Annotated in this window: 18 protein-coding genes and 1 riboswitch; of the genes, 8 read left to right on the top strand and 10 right to left on the bottom strand. The window is 49.7% G+C overall.

The window, feature by feature from the left end:
• Window positions 1–12: 12 nt before the first annotated feature.
• Window positions 13–417 (bottom strand): methylmalonyl-CoA epimerase, encoded by a 405-nt coding sequence (gene mce / locus JTN23_RS06645; protein WP_247233258.1) that lies wholly within the window; start codon window positions 415–417, stop codon window positions 13–15.
• A 62-nt stretch (window positions 418–479) separates the two neighbouring features.
• Complete coding sequence (rsgA, locus tag JTN23_RS06640) at window positions 480–1391, bottom strand: ribosome small subunit-dependent GTPase A (protein WP_409049439.1); 912 nt, start codon at window positions 1389–1391, stop codon at window positions 480–482.
• Between the two features lie 363 nt (window positions 1392–1754).
• Between rsgA and JTN23_RS06635 the strand changes: the two genes are divergently transcribed.
• The gene (locus JTN23_RS06635; RefSeq protein WP_247233256.1) at window positions 1755–2978 is read left to right on the top strand and encodes an ROK family protein; all 1224 of its coding nucleotides are present in this window, start codon (window positions 1755–1757) and stop codon (window positions 2976–2978) included.
• A gap of 21 nt (window positions 2979–2999) precedes the next feature.
• Here JTN23_RS06635 and JTN23_RS06630 read toward each other — a convergent pair whose 3' ends face one another.
• Window positions 3000–4223 carry a 3-deoxy-D-manno-octulosonic acid transferase gene (locus tag JTN23_RS06630; protein WP_247233255.1) on the bottom strand — a complete coding sequence of 408 codons (1224 nt, stop codon included), beginning with the start codon at window positions 4221–4223 and terminating at the stop codon, window positions 3000–3002.
• 130 nt (window positions 4224–4353) lie between these two features.
• On the opposite strand from JTN23_RS06630, the gene JTN23_RS06625 reads away from it, so the two are divergent.
• Entirely contained in the window at window positions 4354–4737 is a 384-nt protein-coding gene (locus JTN23_RS06625; RefSeq protein ID WP_247233254.1) for a hypothetical protein, read from the top strand.
• 84 nt (window positions 4738–4821) lie between these two features.
• A complete protein-coding gene (gene ytxJ, locus JTN23_RS06620; protein ID WP_247233252.1) occupies window positions 4822–5178 on the top strand; it encodes a bacillithiol system redox-active protein YtxJ in 357 nt (118 codons plus the stop codon).
• Window positions 5179–5246: 68 nt separating this feature from the next.
• On the opposite strand, the gene JTN23_RS06615 is transcribed toward ytxJ, so the two are convergent.
• Window positions 5247–5675: an OsmC family protein gene (locus JTN23_RS06615; protein WP_247233250.1), complete on the bottom strand. Its 429-nt coding sequence runs from the start codon at window positions 5673–5675 to the stop codon at window positions 5247–5249.
• A gap of 148 nt (window positions 5676–5823) precedes the next feature.
• Between JTN23_RS06615 and JTN23_RS06610 the strand changes: the two genes are divergently transcribed.
• The 5 genes from JTN23_RS06610 to JTN23_RS06590 all read left to right on the top strand — a co-directional run bounded on the left by JTN23_RS06610 (window position 5824) and on the right by JTN23_RS06590 (window position 11454).
• Window positions 5824–6585 (top strand): hypothetical protein, encoded by a 762-nt coding sequence (locus tag JTN23_RS06610; protein WP_247233249.1) that lies wholly within the window; start codon window positions 5824–5826, stop codon window positions 6583–6585.
• A gap of 104 nt (window positions 6586–6689) precedes the next feature.
• Complete coding sequence (lipA, locus tag JTN23_RS06605) at window positions 6690–7568, top strand: lipoyl synthase (RefSeq protein WP_247233248.1); 879 nt, start codon at window positions 6690–6692, stop codon at window positions 7566–7568.
• Between the two features lie 136 nt (window positions 7569–7704).
• A complete protein-coding gene (locus JTN23_RS06600; protein ID WP_247233247.1) occupies window positions 7705–8865 on the top strand; it encodes a lycopene cyclase family protein in 1161 nt (386 codons plus the stop codon).
• 68 nt (window positions 8866–8933) lie between these two features.
• Window positions 8934–9045, top strand: a riboswitch (SAM-I-IV-variant riboswitch).
• Between the two features lie 79 nt (window positions 9046–9124).
• Window positions 9125–10405: a methionine adenosyltransferase gene (metK, locus tag JTN23_RS06595; RefSeq protein WP_247233246.1), complete on the top strand. Its 1281-nt coding sequence runs from the start codon at window positions 9125–9127 to the stop codon at window positions 10403–10405.
• 152 nt (window positions 10406–10557) lie between these two features.
• On the top strand, window positions 10558–11454 hold the full coding sequence (locus JTN23_RS06590; RefSeq protein ID WP_247233245.1) for an MBL fold metallo-hydrolase: 897 nt from the start codon (window positions 10558–10560) through the stop codon (window positions 11452–11454).
• 56 nt (window positions 11455–11510) lie between these two features.
• Here JTN23_RS06590 and JTN23_RS06585 read toward each other — a convergent pair whose 3' ends face one another.
• The 6 genes from JTN23_RS06585 to JTN23_RS06560 form a co-directional block, all read right to left on the bottom strand.
• Complete coding sequence (locus JTN23_RS06585; protein WP_247233244.1) at window positions 11511–14624, bottom strand: efflux RND transporter permease subunit; 3114 nt, start codon at window positions 14622–14624, stop codon at window positions 11511–11513.
• 30 nt (window positions 14625–14654) lie between these two features.
• Window positions 14655–15767, bottom strand: a complete 1113-nt coding sequence (locus JTN23_RS06580) for an efflux RND transporter periplasmic adaptor subunit (protein WP_247233242.1) — start codon at window positions 15765–15767, stop codon at window positions 14655–14657.
• Between the two features lie 370 nt (window positions 15768–16137).
• Window positions 16138–17343 (bottom strand): hypothetical protein, encoded by a 1206-nt coding sequence (locus JTN23_RS06575; RefSeq protein WP_247233240.1) that lies wholly within the window; start codon window positions 17341–17343, stop codon window positions 16138–16140.
• 233 nt (window positions 17344–17576) lie between these two features.
• Window positions 17577–18779, bottom strand: a complete 1203-nt coding sequence (locus JTN23_RS06570) for a hypothetical protein (RefSeq protein ID WP_247233238.1) — start codon at window positions 18777–18779, stop codon at window positions 17577–17579.
• A gap of 251 nt (window positions 18780–19030) precedes the next feature.
• Entirely contained in the window at window positions 19031–19399 is a 369-nt protein-coding gene (hpf, locus tag JTN23_RS06565; RefSeq protein WP_247233236.1) for a ribosome hibernation-promoting factor, HPF/YfiA family, read from the bottom strand.
• A gap of 237 nt (window positions 19400–19636) precedes the next feature.
• A complete protein-coding gene (locus JTN23_RS06560; RefSeq protein ID WP_247233235.1) occupies window positions 19637–19939 on the bottom strand; it encodes a DUF4286 family protein in 303 nt (100 codons plus the stop codon).
• Between the last annotated feature and the right edge of the window lie 82 nt (window positions 19940–20021).

The following is a 20021-nucleotide window of genomic DNA, read 5'->3' as shown; positions in this document are numbered from 1 at the left end:
CCAGCTACTTTTTTATCGGATTTCCTGGCACAACTCTACCAGTACCCCGTTGGTACCTTTAGGATGGAGAAAGCACACCAGCTTATTATCGGCGCCTTGCCTGGGAGTTTCGTTGAGTAATACAAAGCCTTCGTTTTTCAGACGCTCCATCTCGGCCTGTATGTCCTCCACTTCAAAGGCTATGTGGTGGATTCCCTCCCCCTTTTTCTCAATAAATTTAGCGATGGCACTATCCTCGCGGGTAGCTTCCAGCAGCTCGATCTTGGTCTGATTGACTTTAAAAAAAGAAGTACTTACCCCCTCTGACTCTACGGCCTCCTGCTTGTACGGAGTTGCATTAAGAAGCTTCGTAAAAAGCTCATTCGACGCCGCAAGACTTCTTACGGCAATACCGATATGTTCAACGTTGGTCAGCATGATGTGTACTACAAAATAGGGTTAAAGTGGCGGAAGGGAGCCATGGCGATTCATCATCAGCTTTACTTCCGATTGTCCTGATTGCCCAGCATACTCAGGTAACTCTCAAAGCGGCTCATGGCTATCTCCCCGCCTTCTACCGCATCTTTGACCGCGCAGCCCGGCTCATTAATGTGCAGGCAGTTGTGAAAGCGGCATTCATTGAGCCGCTCCCGCATCTCCGGAAAATAGTGGCTGATTTCGGACGGCTGCATATCGGCCAGACCTAGTTCCTTGATACCGGGTGAATCGATCAGGAAGGTACCCGGGCCTAATTCAAACATCTCCGCGAAGGTTGTAGTATGTACGCCTTTATTAGCAAAGGTGGAGACGCTTTGGGTACGCAGGTCCAGTTCGGGTGCTATGGCATTGACCAGCGACGACTTCCCTACCCCTGAGTGGCCCGACAGCAGGGAGATCTTACCATCCAGCAGCTGCGCAAATTCATCCAGGCCTTCCCTTTCGGTTGCCGTAGTAGTAAGGCAGCGGTACCCCAGGCTCTCATACAGATCTATCAGCTCCTGCTGAAATTCGATGGCTGCTTCGTTGAGCAGATCCTGCTTGTTAAATATCAGTACAGCCGGTATCCGGAATGACTCCGCCGTCACCAGAAAACGGTCTATAAACCCAAGGGAAGTACGCGGAAAAACCAGTGTAGCGATAAGTACAGCCTGGTCTACATTGGCAGCCAGCAGGTGAGCGTGGGCTGTCTTGTGCACCGACTGGCGAATGATGTAGTTGTCACGTGGTAGTATATCCAGTATGATACCGGTATTTTCTACCTCGTCTTCAATATCGAACTGCACACGGTCCCCAACGGCTATAGGGTTGGTTACCTTCAGGTCTTTGATCTTAAACTTCCCCTTCAGCCGGCACTGCCATATATGGCCATCCTGCTGATCACGTACGTCGTACCACGAGCCCGTGGAGCGCATTACTAATCCTTCTTTCAAACCTATATGATGTGATTATATAGTTATACTCTTGTATCAATCCTCAACGAACGAAGATAGAGAAGTTCCTATCAAAATCATACCTCTTTAAATATGGCACCTCCTTTGCACTACCTCTGCCACGGCACTTGATCCTGCACAGAACGTGCTAATAACCACCCCTTAAATTAAATTTATTAATAAAGTAGAAACCTTTTATAAATTAAATTAATTAATTTAGGGTCAGATAAAGTAGATATACATTTTAAATGTCTTATTTACATATATTGTTTGATTATAAATAGTAGCTTGAACTGCTTTACTGTTTATATTTCCATGGTTTAACACCGCTAGCCACTAAACCCCATGACTTCTATTTCAGAGGAGCCTAGTTCCGTCATTGATATCCGCAAAAACCGACTCAGAAGCAACCTACTACTAGAGCTATTTCAGTCAGGAGATACATCCATTAATAAGATGGCCCGCCTGTTTCATGCCAGTATTCCTTCGGCAACGGCCATTGTTAATGAACTCATCCGCGAAGGATGGATGATCGAGACCGGCACGGGTCCGGCGCGGGCTGGACGCCCTCCCGTACTGTACGGCCTCAATCCTCAGAAGTACCTGACCCTGATCATGGACATCAACCGGCACCAAACCCAGCTGGTAATATTTGATCTGAAAAATCAGCTTATTGTAAGACGCCAAATTGATATCAAACTTGACGATACCTCTACCTTTCTGGATAACCTCCTAACTGAAACTGATAACTTCCTGGATGACCACGATATCCGTCGGGACAGGCTCTGGGGAATAGGCATATCCATGCCGGGGCTGATCAATACCCAGTACGGAATCAACCAAACCTACCTGAGCCTGACCAAGCCCGGGGAGCCTCTGGCCAACCGTATTCAGGAGCACTTCCAGCGCCCCATCTGCCTCATCAACGATACCCGTGCTACTACTATCGGCGAGCACCGCTTTGGTCTGGCCAAAGAAAAGTCACACGTGCTGACCATCAACAGTGACTGGGGGATAGGGTTGGGAATACTGCTGAATGGAGAAGTATTCAACGGAGCTTCGGGCTATGCCGGTGAGCTGGGACACATACAGGTAAGGCCGGATGGCATGCTCTGCCACTGCGGCAAGATCGGCTGCCTGGATACGGTAGTATCAGCCATGGCCCTGATCCGTCAGGCACAGGACGGTATCAAAGCCGGACGGGTAAGTATACTTCCGCAAATGGTGCAGGGCAATATAGACACGCTTGATACGCATCATGTCATAGAGGCGGCCCACGCCGGAGATGAGTTCTCGATTGACCTGCTCAGCAATGTAGGTACTGAGCTTGGCAAGGGACTCGCTACCGCGGTACACCTGTTCAACCCCGAGATCATTATTGTAAGTGGAGTACTGGCCGATGCGGGACCTTTTATCTCCAACCCCATCGAGCAGGCTATCAATAAGTACTGTCTCTCCGACTTCAAGAGCAGCCTAACCATTCGTATATCACAGCTTGGTACCAAGGCCCGTCTGCTGGGTACCCAGGCGCACCTGTTCGAGCATCTGATCAATAAGGAGTTCGTCTAAACAACATCCGTGGAGCAGTAGCTAAGTCAGCATGTACTGCTCCACAATACTCATCACCTTATCTGTAGCGCCGGTACGGGTCAGTACGTACTGCCGGCAACTCTCTCCTTTCTGCTGCCGCAGGGCGCTGTCCAGCAGGAGCGGCTGTACATACTGCCGGAGCTCCTCTGTATTTGCCACGGGTTGCGCACCTCCCAGCCTGATCAGGTCTACCGCTTCCTGAAACTTCTGGTACTTCCGGTTTCCAAAAAACACGGGTAAGCCGAAGGTAGCGGCTTCGAGTATATTGTGTAGTCCGGCGCCGAAGGCTCCCCCTACGTAGGCTATGTGCCCATAGCGGTACAGCGACGACAGCATCCCTACATTATCAATGAATAAGTACTGCGTGGTATCCACATCAGCGGTTTCTACCTTACCCGAGGCATAGTCCGAGTAGCGTAGTGAGGGCCGGGTCAGTTGCTGGCGCCACCGCTCTATTTCGGCATCATGGATTTCGTGGGGAGCGATGATGACTTTGAGAGGTACCTGTACCGAGTTAAGGAACGGGACCAGTACCTGCATGTCGGCTTCCCAGGCCGACCCAACCACCATACAAAGCGAGTCGTTCACAAAGGCGGCTATGTCAGGCAGCTCACGCGCTGCTTCGGCAATCTGCTTCACCCGGTCAAATCGGGTATCTCCCGCCAAGGTTACCTCCCTGATCTCTATCGACCGCAACAGCTCCTGCGATTCCCCATTTTGCACCAATATGTGGTCGAAGTACCTCAGTATGCTACGGTAAAAACCGCCGTAGGCCTGAAAGAACAGCTGCTGGGGCCGGAAAATAGCCGAGAAGGAAAGAATCCGGGCTTGCTTCTGCCGCAGTTCGCGCAGATAGTTGTACCAGAACTCATATTTAATAAAAAAGGCAAACTCGGGCCTGGTGATTTCTACAAACCGGCGGGCGTTTTGGGGTGTATCTACAGGTAAATAGCATATATAATCGGCAAGGGCATAGTTTTTTCGAACTTCATAGCCGGAAGGGGAGAAAAAAGTAACCAGGATAAAGTACTGGGGATAGCGCGTGCGAAACGCTTCGATGACTGGCCTTCCCTGCTCAAATTCGCCCAGTGAGGCAGCATGGAACCAGGCCACCGGGCGTTGTCCGATGCGGCCAGGTAGTTCATCGGCCAGTCGTTGTACTAATCCCTTTCGCCCCTGTACCCATAGCCTGGCTTTAGGATGAAACCAGGCCACTATATGCATGAGAAACGAATAGATTCGAATGGATAACTGATATAAGAAAGCACTCAATGAATTACAATGTTAGATCTCGCTGCAAAGCTACGCAGATTTAATATTTCTAATCTCTAAACCTATATAAACAAACACAGCTATGGACAACCGAGCAATAGACCAGTCCAATGAGGATGGCATGGAGTCATTCAATAAACTGGATACCATGACAGAGGTACTTGAAGAGCTTAAAGAGAGAGGCTACAAGTACGATTTCAACCTGACATCGCATGCCATTGAGTTTTTTGAGGATGGTAAGCCGCTCACTCTTTCTCCTGAGGAGTTTGAGATCGTAGATGTTTACCGGTTTGAGGGTCCTACCAATCCATCTGATATGGCCATCCTGTACGCCATCGAATCAAAAACCGGACTGAAGGGTACTTTGGTTGATGCCTATGGTGTATATGCTGATAGTCTGTCGCATGAGATGATCAAGAAGCTGGATACCCGTCATCTATCAGTGCGCAACGATCAAAGCAAATGAAACTTTATGGTAAGGTATTAGGGTTTGTAAGAGAGTATAAACTACTCTTCAAACTAAGTACTACAACCTATATTAAATTAAGTTATGAATAACTGGACACCACTTGACAGCGAAGCCCAGCTGGAAGCTATAAAGCAGGAATCGCACGAGCGCCCGGTACTGATATTTAAACACAGCACCCGCTGCTCGATAAGTGCTACGGCCTGGGCCCGGCTTGAGCGCAACTGGAAGAAGGACGAAGTAGGTAGTCTGCATCCATATTACCTGGATCTGCTGACTTTCCGTTCGGTATCCAATAAGATTGCGCAGGAGTTTGCCGTCGATCACGAATCACCTCAGGTACTTCTGATCAGCCGGGGAGAGTGCGTTTATAACGCTTCTCATTTTGACATCAGCTTTGATGCCATAAAAGAACAAGTGAGTGCCCTTGAAGCAGCCTAAATATAGATATTGACTATATAGCTTATTAAATTAGAAAAGGCCGGATACATATCCGGCCTTTTCTCGTATCAGGCTTTTTCAGCTACATTCCAGACAAACTCTACGGCCTGCTCAATATCCGGATGCAGGCTCAGTGCCACGGGGCACGTATGGGCCGCACGCTCCAGCCGGGCCTGCTCCTCAGCCGACAGCTCCCGGTCGGTCAGCATATTCAGCCTTACCTCTACCCGGGCGATCCGCCGGGGGGCATCGGCCGACATACCCTTGGTTATTTCCATCTCCGAACCTTTGAGGTCTATGCCATCACGACGGGCGGCAATGCCCATGATGGTAATCATACAACTACCCAGCGCTCCGGCTACCAGATCAGTCGGTGAGAAGGCCTCTCCTTTGCCCTGATTGTCGGTGGGAGCATCCGTAATGATTACCGTTCCTGACTGAAGATGAGTCGCTTCAGTACGTAGTTCACCCAAGTATTCGGTCTTGATTGTAGGCATTTGGCAAGTTTTTTCGTTATAAGAACATAAATTTACAAAAAACAGTTAAAGAGGTACCTTACGAGTAGAAATTAGGATAAAAGTTCCTATTTTCACTTACCACAACATGTAGTACCAGTGCTTGATGTATGACTACAAATCTTTACTTATGAATCGCTTCAAATATATTCTGGCAGGTGCCCTGACTCTGCTACTCTTTACTGAATCATGGGCCCAGCAGCGACGCACCGATCCCGATGCCGAAGAAGAAGTTTATAACTCCGTTTCGTCGATAGGAATCACCACCAATACCAACTCCGGTATCCTGGGCGGATTTGTGTATCGCCACTCTAAAGCGCTCCCTACTCTACTCAAAGGCAAGCACCAGTTCAGGTACCTTGCTCTGGAGCTAGTGAACGTAAAGCACCCAAAGGAGCTAGCCTCGCAAAACTTTATCACGGGCTCCCGCTTCACCTACGGCAAGCAGAACTACCTCTTTGTACTCCGTCCCGAATACGGCCGGGAGGTGATGTTTTTTAACCGCCACTCCGACGAAGGCATCTCTATCAGTGGTATCGTAGCGGCCGGCCCCTCCATAGGCCTCGAGAAGCCCTACGTCATCCAGTTCCAGAGCCGTCCCGGTGTGATTGTTTCGGAGCCTTATGATCCGGTCCGACACGCTCAGACTGAGCTTATCGTAGGCTCAGGGAGCTTTTTCCAGGGCTTTGACAAGACCAAGATAGTACCCGGCCTGCACCTGAAAACAGCCCTTAGCTTCGAGCTAAGCGCCTTTCGTGATAATATGACAGGGCTAGAAATTGGATTTTTGGCGGAAGCGTTCTCCCGTCAGATCATGATTATGCCTTTTGCTCAGAACCGCAGCTTCTTTACTTCGGGCTATGTAACACTCTATTTTGGCAACAAAAAATAGGAAGTATCACTACCTTTGTAGCCCGTAGGGTTTTTATATAAAAACAATAAAAGGGTGTAGAACATGACCCGTAGGCTACCCCTTACTAATTAGTGATCGCTGATATGATTGAACTACCTGTAATACCCTCTGAACGCAAGAAACGTCCCGACTGGCTACGTGTAAAGCTACCGTCCGGGCCTGATTACCTGCGTGTACGCCAACTTGTAGATAACTATAAGCTACATACCATATGTGAAAGCGGTAACTGCCCCAACATGGGCGAGTGCTGGGGAGCCGGTACGGCTACCTTTATGATTCTGGGTAATGTCTGTACCCGCAGCTGTACCTTCTGTGCCGTAGCTACGGGCCGTCCTAATGAGTACGATGCAGACGAACCTCGTCGTGTAGCGGAGGCTATCAAGTTGATGGGCGTGAAGCATGCCGTTATTACCTCGGTCAACCGTGATGAGCTGAAAGACCGTGGAGCTGAAATATGGTACCAGACCGTGAAGATGGTGAAGGAGATGAGTCCTGAGACTACCATCGAAACGCTGATACCCGATGTAAAAGGTAACTGGGAGGCCCTTACCCGTATGATCGAAGCCGGTCAGGAGGTAGTATCCCATAATATGGAGACCGTCGAAAGGCTGTACCGTGGGGTACGCCCGCAGGCCAAGTACGCCCGCAGCCTCGAGCAGATCCGTCGCACCAAAGACTTCGGTCAGCGTACCAAGTCAGGTATCATGCTGGGGCTGGGTGAAACTAAAGAAGAAGTTTTCAAGGCAATGGATGACCTGGTAGAGCACGGCCTGGATATCCTGACGCTGGGCCAGTACCTGCAGCCCACCAAGATGCACCACGAGGTGATCGAGTGGATCACACCGGAGCTGTTTGACCTGTACCGCGAGGAAGGTCTGAAGCGTGGCCTGAAGTACGTAGAGTCGGGCCCGCTGGTAAGGTCAAGCTACCACGCCGAGCGCCACGTCAACGTTCCGATCTAAGGCCAGTACTCCTTATTTCGAAACATACATAGAATTTTAAAGGTTGTATCGTAGAAGAGCCTTGTCAATCCATGGCAAGGCTCTCTCTTTTGGAATTCATCACAAACTACTCCTCCCCGGAGACCTCCGAGGCTTCATGAAACGATACGACTATATAATAGCAGGTAGCGGACTGGCCGGGCTTAGCTTAGCTTATCATATCAATCAATCGATCCTACGCAACAAGTCTATTCTGATTATTGATAAAGAAGCCAAGGCTAAGAATGACCGCACCTGGTGTTTCTGGGAGAAAGGCAGCGACCACCCCTTCGACCCGATCGTATTCCGAAGCTGGAATCAAGTGTACTTTTACGGAGCCCGGGGCTTTGCCAAAACGCTTGACCTGGGCGACTATACCTACAAGTGGATACGGGGCATTGACTTCTACGACTTTGTCCTGACTGATCTCCGCACCAATCCAAACATCACGTTTCTTACGGCTACCATTGAGCGGATACGTGATACCGCCAATGGCGGGTTTGTCATCACTGACCAGGGACAGTACATGGCCGACTACGTCTTTGACAGCGTCACCCCCCTCAAACTCGACAAACCCGAGCGCCACAATATGCTCCAGCACTTCAAGGGCTGGGAAATCACCACACCACAGGCGGCTTTCGACCCGGGTTGCCCGATCATGATGGACTACCGCGTGGAGCAGAACGGCGTAGGGGTACGCTTTGGCTATGTACTACCCATCGACTCTCACCGGGCTCTGGTGGAGTATACGCTGTTTTCAGATAAGCTACTACCGCCGGCCGAGTACGATGCGGAACTGCATACCTACATCCGCGACTACCTGAGAATAGAAGATTTCAGCATCGAACACGAAGAATTCGGAGTAATACCCATGACCGACGAGCCCGCTGATACCAAAGATCTGAAGTACGTAGTACGTATTGGTACCTCGGGTGGTTATGTCAAGGCATCTACCGGCTATGCCTTCAGCCGTACCCAGCGCTTCACACAGCAGCTGGTGGGGCAACTGCTTACGGTAGGGGCTCCGGTGCGGCCTAAGAAAAGTCTCCGGCAATTTTTTAAGGGGCTCATGGATAGTACTTTACTTAATGTACTCCTGTACAACCGGTATCCGGGTAAGACCGTATTTACGCGGTTATACAAGCGTAATCCCACGCCCCGGCTGCTGGCGTTTCTGGACGAAGACACTCCTTTTATGGATGATCTGCGTATTATGTCGACCGTCCCGCTGGGGGCTTTTACCCGCGGTATGATCCATGCGCTGGTAAAGCGGATTTAAATCAAAGAGAAACATCTTTGATTTACTGTTTATCTTTTGGTTATATTCCCGAAAAAATTCAATTTTGCACATTGCATCCAGAAGCTTCGGCGGAAGCGCCAACCGAGTCAGAGCGCCACGGTGGTTATGAACGATGCGGGCCTCATCCGGAAAGCGGTCAGGTCAAACAACGTTCACGTCTCCCGCCCTCTATCTGGTTATTGTAATTAGTAATATATTCAAACCAGTACTTTATAAATCACTACATTAACGAATACTTATGCCTTACCTATTTACGTCGGAGTCCGTTTCGGAAGGACACCCGGACAAAGTAGCCGATCAGATCTCGGATGCCCTCATTGATAACTTTCTGGCTTGGGATACCAACAGTAAAGTAGCCTGCGAAACCCTCGTTACGACCGGACAAGTGGTACTGGCCGGTGAAGTAAAAACCAACACCTACCTGGATGTACAGAAGATTACCCGCGATGTAATTCGTAAGATTGGCTACACCAAGAGCGAATACATGTTCGAGGCCAATTCGTGCGGTGTACTTTCGGCTATTCACGACCAGAGCGCCGACATTAACCAGGGGGTAGATCGTAAGGTGGAGAACGAGGACTTTGAAGCAAAAGCCAACGCTCAGGGGGCTGGTGACCAGGGTATGATGTTTGGATACGCTACCCGCGAAACCGAAAACTACATGCCGCTGGCGCTGGATCTGGCTCATAAGATCCTGAAGGCGCTTTCGAACATTCGTAACAACGAGCCTGAACTAATGCCTTACCTGCGCCCCGACGCCAAGTCACAGGTGACCATCGAGTACAGCGACAACCACGTACCTCAGCGTATTGATACCATCGTAGTATCGACTCAGCACGATGACTTTGACAGCGAAGAGGCTATGCTGGCCAAGATCAAAGAAGATATCATCAATATCGTTATTCCACGGGTTAAAGATCAGCTGAGACCTGAGCTACAGCAACTCTTCACCGATGGAATTACCTACTATATCAACCCTACCGGCAAGTTCGTGATCGGTGGTCCTCACGGTGATACCGGCCTCACCGGCCGTAAGATCATCGTAGATACCTACGGTGGTAAAGGAGCCCACGGTGGTGGTGCTTTCTCCGGTAAGGATCCCTCAAAGGTAGACCGCTCTGCCGCCTACGCCACCCGCCACGTGGCCAAGAACATGGTAGCCGCCGGCCTGTGCGACGAAGTACTGGTACAGGTATCGTACGCCATCGGGGTAGCCAAGCCCTGTGGTCTGTTTATCGATACTAAAGGTACTGCCAAGGTATCACTGACCGATGGTGAAATCGCTCAGAAGATCGGTGAGATCTTCGATATGCGCCCTTACGCAATCGAGCAGCGCCTCAAGCTCCGTAACCCTATCTACTCCGAAACGGCTGCCTATGGCCACATGGGACGTAAGAACGAAGTAGTGCAGAAAACCTTCAAGGGTGCGGATGGCTCTGAAAAGCAGGTGGAAGTAGAACTGTTTACTTGGGAGAAGCTTGACTTCGTTGACCAAATCAAAGAAGCATTCGAACTGTAGTAGCTGGTAGCTAGTAGGTTTTAGCTATTAGCTTGACATAATACTGGAAGGCCGCTCAATTTAGAGCGGCCTTCCTAGTTAAGTACCTTGCCTATACGTACTTTTAGTTCATAGTCTACTTCTATTCGTTTCTCACTTTTCACCTGTTCCCTATGCACCGACGACATTTTTTCCAGACCACAGCCCTAAGCCTGGGCGCTATGCTTACCAGTAAAGAACTACTGGCAGGTATACTGGCCGAAGATCCTTTCAAGATGAAAGACCTGCGCGAGGGCGTAGGCGTCTTTACCGAACGTGGAGGTACTATTGCCTACCTCATCAATAAGCAGGGCATGGCCGTGGTAGATACCCAGTTTCCGGAGCAGTCGCAGCACCTGATTACCGCGCTGAAAGAGAAGTCAGACAAGCCCATCCGGTACCTCATCAACACCCATCACCACGGCGACCACTCGGGAGGTAATATTGCCTTCAAAGGGCTGGCGGAGCACGTAGTGGCGCATCAGAACTCCCTTCAGAACCAAAAGGAAGTAGCCCAGAAGCAGAATGCCCTGGACAAGCAGCTCCTCCCCGATATTACCTATACCGACACCTGGAAGCAAAAGGTAGGCAATGAGAGCATCAGGATGTACTACTTCGGAGCCGGCCATACCAATGGCGACAGCATTATCCACTTCGAGAATGCCAACATAGCTCACATGGGTGATCTGCTCTTCAACGGTCGCTACCCATTTGTGGATATGACCGCCGGAGCCAGCGTTACCAGCTGGATAAAAGTGTTAGACAAGACGCTCAAAACCTTCGACAACAAGACGCTGTTCGTATTCGGCCATGCCTTTGATCCGGAGAAGATCACGGGGGGCAAAGAGGAGATCAGGCAGTTTAGAGACTACCTCGAGAAGCTAATCACCTACGTAGGTAGTGAGATCAAAGCGGGTAAGTCGAAGGATGAGATTATTAAAGCGACCAGTGTGCCGGGAGTAACCTATATGCAGGGACAGGGCATTGAGCGTAGCTTGGGAGCGGCCTACGATGAACTTTCAAAAGCTTAAAAAATAAGAAGGGCTGGCAGATCGCTAGCCCTTCTTACAGGTACTTGTCTCGTTCCTTATATTACCTCCATCTCCTCGGTCTGCGTCTCCTGCGATAGACGCTCTATTTCACGCATCCGCTCGAAGTTCTTCTGACGCGACAGGAAAGTATACATAGCCGGTATGACGTAGAGCGTCAGCACCAGCGAGAAGGCCAGCCCACCCATGATCACGATACCCATAGACATCCGGCTTTTGCCCGCTGAGCCCAGCGCCATAGCAATAGGCGTGGCCCCCAGGATCGTAGCAAGGCTGGTCATCAGGATAGGCCGGAATCGTAAGGTAGCGGCCTCCAGAGCGGCTTCTTTGATCCCTCTCCCCTGCTCGCGCAGCTGATTCGCAAACTCCACGATCAGGATACCGTTCTTGGTAACCAGACCAATGAGCATAATCATCCCGATCTGGCTGAAAATATTCAGGGTTTGATTAAAGTACCAGAGCGAGAACACGGCTCCACCAATAGCCAGGGGTACCGTAAGCATAATGATGAACGGATCCACAAAGCTTTCGAACTGGGCGGCCAGGATGAAGTAGATCAGAACCAGAGCCAGGAAGAACGAAAACATGGTATTGGATGAGCTTTCGGCGTAATCACGGGAAGCGCCGCTGAGGGCAGTCTGAATGCTTTCGTCGTTCAACTTATCCCGAACCCTATCCATAGCCTCAATACCATCACCGATGGTCTTGCCAGGCGCCAGAGCTGCCTGTACGGTAGCACTCATGTACCGGTTGTAGTGGAATAACTGCGGAGGACTGCTCTCCTCTTCCACTCTCACGATATTATCCAGTTGTACCAGTGTTCCCTGTGCGTTCTTGACAAACATGCTCTTCAGATCCAAAGGATCATCGCGGTTGGCCCGGTCGTACTGGCCTATTACCTGATACTGACGGCCGTTCATGGTGAAGTACCCGAAGCGCTGTCCGGCGAAGCCCAACTGCATGGTCTGTGCTACATCGGCCACCGACACCCCTACCGACTTGGCCTTTTCGCGGTCAATCACCACCTGTAGCTCAGGCTTGCTGAACTTGAGGTTTACGTCCGTTACCGCAAACGTAGGATCATTGGATATCTCCTCCATAAATCGGGGCAGGTACTCACGCAACTTATCAAAGTTGGGCGCCTGTATGACGTACTGTACGGGTAGTCCACCGCGTGAGTCTACGGCAATGGTCTGCTGCTGCACCACAAAGGACTTGGCATCGGGTAGTCTTTTGAGTTGCCTGGTTACCCAGTCAGCGATCTCCTGCTGTGTCATCTCCCGTTCTTTCCGGTCCATCAACGCTATACGACCGTTACCGGTATTGGAGGCCCCCAACCCAAAGCCATTGGGCGAGGTAACCAGCATAATACCCTTCTTACCGGGCATAGAGTCCATCAGTACCTGGCTGACGCTCTGCACGTACCTGTCCATGAACTCAAAGGAAGAGCCTTCCGGAGCCGTCATGGAGATACGGAACCAGTTACGGTCGTCGAGAGGGGCCAGTTCGGATTGCAGGCCTTTCCCAAAAAACCAGATCATACCCAGCGTCAGGGCAATCAGCGGCAGGGCCACCCACCGCACCCGCAGGAAGCTGGAAAGGGCATTGCTGTAATTGGTGGTGAGGCGCTCGAAGAAGGGCTCCGTCTTTTCGTAGAACCAGCTACGCTTGTGCGTCTTCCGGTTCAGGTAGGCATTGAGCATGGGCGTCAGCGTCAGTGACACGAAAGCCGATATCAGTACCGCCGCCGATATAACTATACCAAACTCACGGAACAGCTTACCCACAAATCCCTGCATGAATATCACGGGCAGGAACACCGACGAAAGCGTAATGGAAGTTGAGATAACGGCAAAGATAATTTCGTTGGACCCCTTGATGGCCGCCTCAATCGGGCTCATACCCTCCTCAATCTTTTTGAAGATATTCTCCGTCACCACAATACCGTCATCCACCACCAGTCCCGTAGCCAGTACTATAGCCAGCAGCGTAAGTACATTAACCGAGAAGCCCATCAGGTACATGATAAAGAAGGTACCGATCAGAGATACCGGAATATCAATCAGTGGGCGGAAAGCCACCAACCAGTCGCGGAAGAACAGGTAGATAATAAGTACTACCAGTACTATAGCGATCAGGAGCGTTTCGCCTACCTCTTCGATAGAGCGGCGCACAAATATGGTGTTGTCCAGGAGCGTTTCCAGTTCGTAGTCAGCGGGGAGCTCTTTCTTGATATCAGCCAGACGCTTGTTGACCTCATCCGATATCTCGAGGTAGTTGGAGCCCGGCATCGGGGTAATGGCCAGACCAATCATGGGCACGTTGTTCAGCCGCAGAATGGTTTCCTCTACCTCAGGTCCCAGCTCAGCGTGGCCGATATCTTTCAGATGTATGGTTTGCGTGGAGGTATTCTTCACGATCATCTCGTTAAAATCCTCCTCCGTCTTAAACCGGCCCAGCGTCTTTACGGTAAGCTCGGTAGTGTTACCCGCTATCTTACCGCTGGGTAGTTCCACATTCTCCCGGTCCAGCGCTCGTTTTACATCCTGGGTTGTAATACCTAGCGCCGCCATTTTACTGGGGTCCATCCATACCCGCATGGCGTACTTCTTCTGCCCGAATATGCGGATATCACTCACCCCGTTGATGGTCTGGAGGCGCTGCGCTATCACGTTTTCGGCGTAGTCGCTCACTTCCAGATGCGATCGGGTATTGCTCTGAAAGGTAAGTACTATGATGGGTTCGGAGTTGGCGTCGGCCTTGCTAACGATAGGCGGACCATCAATGTCCAGGGGCAGCGTACGGGCTGCTGATGCCACCTTATCGCGTACATCGTTAGCGGCACGCTCCATGTTGGCGCCAATGTCAAACTCCACGGTGATCTGGCTGACGCCCTGGCTACTCGTAGAGCTAATGGACTTGATCCCTTCGATACTGTTGAGCTGCTTCTCGAGGGGCTCCGTAATCTGTGACTCGATAATGTCAGCATTAGCTCCCGTATAGCTGGTCCGGATGGATACCACCGGCGGATCAATAGACGGGAACTCCCGCATACCCAGGTACTTAAAACCCAGAAAGCCAAACAGAATGATGAGCAGGTTCATCACGATGGCTAGTACCGGGCGCTTGATAGAAAGCGTAGAGATACTCATACTTTGTTGATCGTTACAGTACCTGTTGGATTAAAGCTTAACAACTTTTACGGGAGCATCTGGTTTAAGAGCCATGATTCCCGTCACGATCAGGGAGTCACCCGCTTTGAGCCCATCCGTAATCTGGATCTTCTGATCGGTACGCATGCCTGTCGTCACCATGGCCTCCTGCGCTTTTCCATTCTTCACGATGTATACCTTTTTACCTTTCAGTACCGGTACAATAGCCTCCGTCGGGATCATGATGGCGTTATTGTTGCCTTCCAGGTTGGCCTGTACTTTTACGAACATACCCGGTACATAGCGGTTGCCGGGGTTGGCTGCTACCGCCCTTACCCGCAGCGTCCGGAGCTCAGCATCTACCTTGGGGTCTACGGCTACCACACGAGCCGAGTAATCAGTATTATCACCGTCCAGGTTCAGCCTCACCAGGCTGCCCAGCCGGATGTAGCGGGAGTATTTTTCAGGTACTGTAAAATCAACCTTTACCGGATTGGTCTGTACCAGGGTAGCTACCGAAGTACCGGGCGACAGATAAGCCCCCTCGCTGATATTCTTAAGGCCAATGGTACCGCTGAACGGAGCTCTGATTTCGGTCTTTTCGAGCTGCGCCAGGATCACCTCCTTGTCAGCACCAATGGTCCGGATATTATTGGCGGTGATCTCGTACTCCTCGCGGCTTATAGCCTCGATATCCAGCAGCTTTTTCTGGCGAGCCTCTATGCGCTTGGCCAGCTCTTCGTTGTACTCAATCTTGGACAGTTGCGCTTTCAGGTCCTTATCATTGATTTTGGCGATCAGCTGCCCCTTTTGCACGTAGCTTCCTTCCCGGATATTAAGCTTTATCAATCGTCCCGATATTTCAGCTTTCATATCTACCTCTTCGTTGGGTACTACCGTACCCGAAGCAAACAGAGCATTCTCGACCGTCTCCAGTTTTGTCAGATACACATTCACCGGCACTGCCCCTCCGGCCTTACCTCCACCTCCTTTACCACCAGCCGATGCACTCCCGCCGGGCGCCGGTCCGCCGGCCACTGGACCGCCAGCCGCTCCTTTTTCCATATCAGGTTTGGTAAAATAGAAGACTTTACCCAGAGCCAGTAGCGCAATGACTCCACCTACTAGTATAATTGTACGCATACAAGTTTTACCTTATTTTAATCTAATATTATATATTTAAAATTTTATTCTAACATTGGGCTTACCTACCACGCAAATCGTAAGTCAAACCTATGAAAAACAATCAATAATTTCAGATCCACTGCTTTTAATAATTTATTTCACCTGTCATCCTTCCGTGTTTCAGAATAGCTTGGTCTCTTTGATATCTCCAATCCTGCACTTCAGCGAGCTATACTAAATGCATAAATGTAGAAGACACAGGAAGTAGGTATCTATCTATCACTATCTCTAATTTATTTGCATGGACAAAAGCCGAACTTAGGGAGGTATATATACGTGAAGGGCGACCCGTATCTCAGGCCGCCCTTCACGTATAACGTCGCCCTTGTCAAAGGCTTTTCATAACCAATTTCAGCTCGTCGTAGGCAGTAATAGTCCAGGGAATCTGGATGATATTATAGATCACATAGTGCGTAGGCACTACCAGGCAGCACAGGAGCACTATGAGCAAGATGTGTCTTCTGTCCCTTTCAAAGCTTTTGCCCGCTATCAATAAGGCAATGAAAAAAATTGGAAAGCCATAGGTCAGGCTACGGGTAATATCATAGACGCTATAGGCCACCACTATATGCAGCAATAGTGTAGCCAGCAGAATCCCCGCCAGTAGTTTCTGCTTTCTCAGGATCAACACTATAATGGAAAGAAGAAAAGGAATCCATAACCCCTCAAATGTAAAGAGTATACCAATAAGCCGGTGCTTGAGCTGAAAGGGTATGATAGACAGGCTTACGCCTACATTCTCGCCGGATGGTGTACGCAGGTTATAGGCGGTAGTGAGCCAAAGCCTTATGAGTACATACGAAACTACCACCAGGAGTACAATACTGGATCTGCTACGGATACTACTGCGGGGAAAGAGGTCTCGAAAACCAGAAATGGTGAAGTTGCTTTCTTCCAGTAGGTGAAACAGATAGACCGAGAGTAGCGCTATAACAGCGCGTTCGTCGGTAAAGCAGGCCATCAGTAAGAAGATGAAAATACCTATACGGTTGCGGAGGTACATGCCCATCAGCAGAAAAAAGAACGCGTAGGCGTCAAACCAGAAGTGATAGTCCCAGAAGAATGCGCTGGCCAGATAAGTCGCCGAACAGGCAACCGTAAATAATACAGTACTTACGGCGTCGAGATGGCGGTTCACTATCCGGGTAAGGAGCAGCAGAAAAGGGAACAGCAGCAGGGATTGAAGGAGGAAGACCAGCACTACGTCTTTACCGGTTACCGTCCATCCTATACGAAGTACCTTGGCCAGCAGGGGGATCGTGAGTCTGAATGCTATCTTGGCGCCATGTGATCCGGTGTGCCCTACTACCGCCGGAGATAAGGGTGACTCGACCTTTTGATAGAAGTAGTCAAACGTTGTTCGTGGCGCGGGATCGGCCAGTATATCCAGGTAGTTGGGATAGGTAGTAAGAAAGACAAAGCCAAATAAGACGAGGGATAGCTTAACTTGCCAGAAGCGGGATTGGGTAAATCGTTCAATGTAAAGGTACAGGTAATCAAAATGGGCTAACTGGTAGAATTCCTTAAACGTCATATACTACTATATTATGTGTGGCAGGACGTACCCTAAGTAGCTCAAACTGAGCAATACGTCCCGGCCTTTTTCCGCTAAATATTTCTTTTTGCAGCTTCATACCAGTACTTCGTATAACCTCTTTATCTCTTATGATTCAAACTACCTGCCAGGCTACATACATACGTCTGCTATTACTACCTGATAATAGGTACAATAGACTATTCTAACCCCTCGGCCAACACTATTTTTACTTATAAAGCCCGCAATGCCATACTGAACTCCTGGAATGAAGATAGCGACCAGGGGATCTGTATGATATACATCACTATGTAGTGCGTAGGGATCAGGACACAGATAAGCATGACCAGCATCAGAATCTGCTTCCGGTTGTGGGCGTAGTCCCTGGCCATCAGGATAGCCGCAATAATGATCAAAGGAAAAGCGTAGGCAAGGCTTCGGGTAATATCAAATACGCAGTAGGCAATGATCGTGTGAATGAGCATACCCCCCAGCAGCAGGCCCGCCAGTAGGCGGAGTCGCTGGTCTATCAGCGCCCACATAGCCAGCGCAAAAGGAATCCAGAGCCCTTCGAAAGTAAATGGAATACCTATAAGCCGGTGCTTAAGCTGAAAGGGCAGAAACGACAGGCTTACTCCCGCCTTTAGGCCCGAAGGCGTTGACAATCCAAAAGTAGTAGTCAGCCACCATCTGATCAGGCCGTAGGTTGCTATTACCAGCAGCACTACCGCGGAAGCATCCAGATAGCGACGCTGGGGCAGCAGATCTTTCAATGATTGCAGCGTAAAGTCGTTCTCACGCAACCGGTGAAACAGGTAAACGGAGCCCAGGGCTATAACGGCCCGTTCGTCGGTCCAACAGGCCAGCAATAAAGTAGCGAACACGAGCCACCGCCGCCTAAAGCACATACCCGCTAACAGGAAGAAGTAGGCGTAGCCGTCAAACCAGCACTCATAGTCCCAGAAGAAAGCTTTGGCGAGGTAGGTAGCCGAGCACGCACCCACCAGAAATACCGTACTGACTGAGTCCATGTAACGGTTCAGCAGCCGGATCAACATCAGCAGGAATGGTATAAGCAGCAGGGACTGAATCAGGTAGATCAGCAGTATATCTTTACCGGTAACCGTATGGCCTACATTGATCAGCTTGGCCAGCAGAGGTACCGTAAGCCGGAAGGCTATTTTAGAACCATGTGTTTTTTCATCAAATGTAACCGGCGACAGCGGCGAGGCTACTTTATCATAAAAGTAAGAAAAGGTAGTGCGGGGAGCAGGATCTACCAGGATATCCAGATAGTTGGGATAGGTAGTCAGCAGTACAAACCCAAACAAGACTACTGACAGCTTAAGCTGCCAGTAGCGGGTATGCGTGAAGCTCTCGACACTGGCGTAAAAGCGGCTACTAAAGGTTGATGGACGGGATATATACAGCGACATATAGTATTGCTTTAAGTAAAGGAAGGCCATTCCCTTACAGTTTTAACCATTCTTATCGCATCATCAGCAAGCCTTAGCCTGCAAATAAAGATATCAAATTTCTTCTGAATTAGTAATAACTGCTCCTCTGAGTATTTGTTCTAGTTATTTATTGAGCGGAAGTCAACATAGTACGAAGTAACGGCCTTCCGAAGCATTACGGGGCGACCCACCTATGTGAATCGCCCCGCGACTATCTGATCTATTCGTGATTATAATTCTTCCAATTCTGATTCTTCACTTTCAGTAGGGGCTACCTGGTTCAACTTAGGTGCCCTACCATCTTTGCGTTTATTCTTATATTTCTTTACCTGCATTTTTAGCGCATCCAGAGCCAGATCGGTAGCCTCCTCAAACGTAGTTCCCTGCTCTTTCACAAACACCCTACCACCGGGTACATAAAGCTTCACTTCCAGAAGCTTGGTTTGTATCTTAGTGTTTTCACTTTTATCCAGCTTTAAGATAACTTCACCACTAGTGATACGGTCATAGAACGTATCCAGTTTATTCATCTTCTGCTGAATGAACGATAATAGTTTCTGATCAGCATCAAAGTGAACAGCACGCATCTGCAGTCTCATAAGCACACTAAATTTAAGGTGAAACATGAATTGCACCGCCTCTCAGCCTATGCGGAAGGCCGGGGATAAAATAGCGGTTCGGCGCTCCGATAAACAGGGTGCCGAACCGCTACGCGTCCCGTGCACAACCGCCGGATGACGAAATCGGTAGAATAAATCTAGTGAAAAAGCAGGTATATGTCAAGCCAGTTTGATGGCTTTTTTCGCAAATGCCGCCTCAGGAGTTGTAGGGGGGTATTATACCTCTTCCAGTAGTGTCCGGAAGGACACATAGCGCTCTTTGTAACGCTCATGGTGCTTCTGCATAAGCCTGGGCTGGTACACAGCCTGGTAAATATCGTAGTCGGCCATGGACTTAAAGTAGTATTGGCAGGTGTAGGTAGCACCACCGTTGTCCATTTCCATCAGCAAGCGTAGCATACGGTTTTCGACGGGGAGCCCGGTAGCCATTACTTCCGGTATATGTACCTCCTTCATCCACTGAAGCCACTCCTGTTCGGCTTCGAGCAGAACACTTATTGTTATATTATAAAGTATCATGTAGGGCAATTGGTGTATAAGTACTTCTTTATTTGAGTTCAACGGTACCCGAACAAAATTCGTTTCAAGGCGGTTGTCAGAG

This window comes from Telluribacter roseus, from assembly GCF_017355915.2.
Lineage (GTDB): Bacteria > Bacteroidota > Bacteroidia > Cytophagales > Spirosomataceae > Telluribacter.
This window is presented reverse-complemented; position numbering and strand designations above follow the sequence as displayed.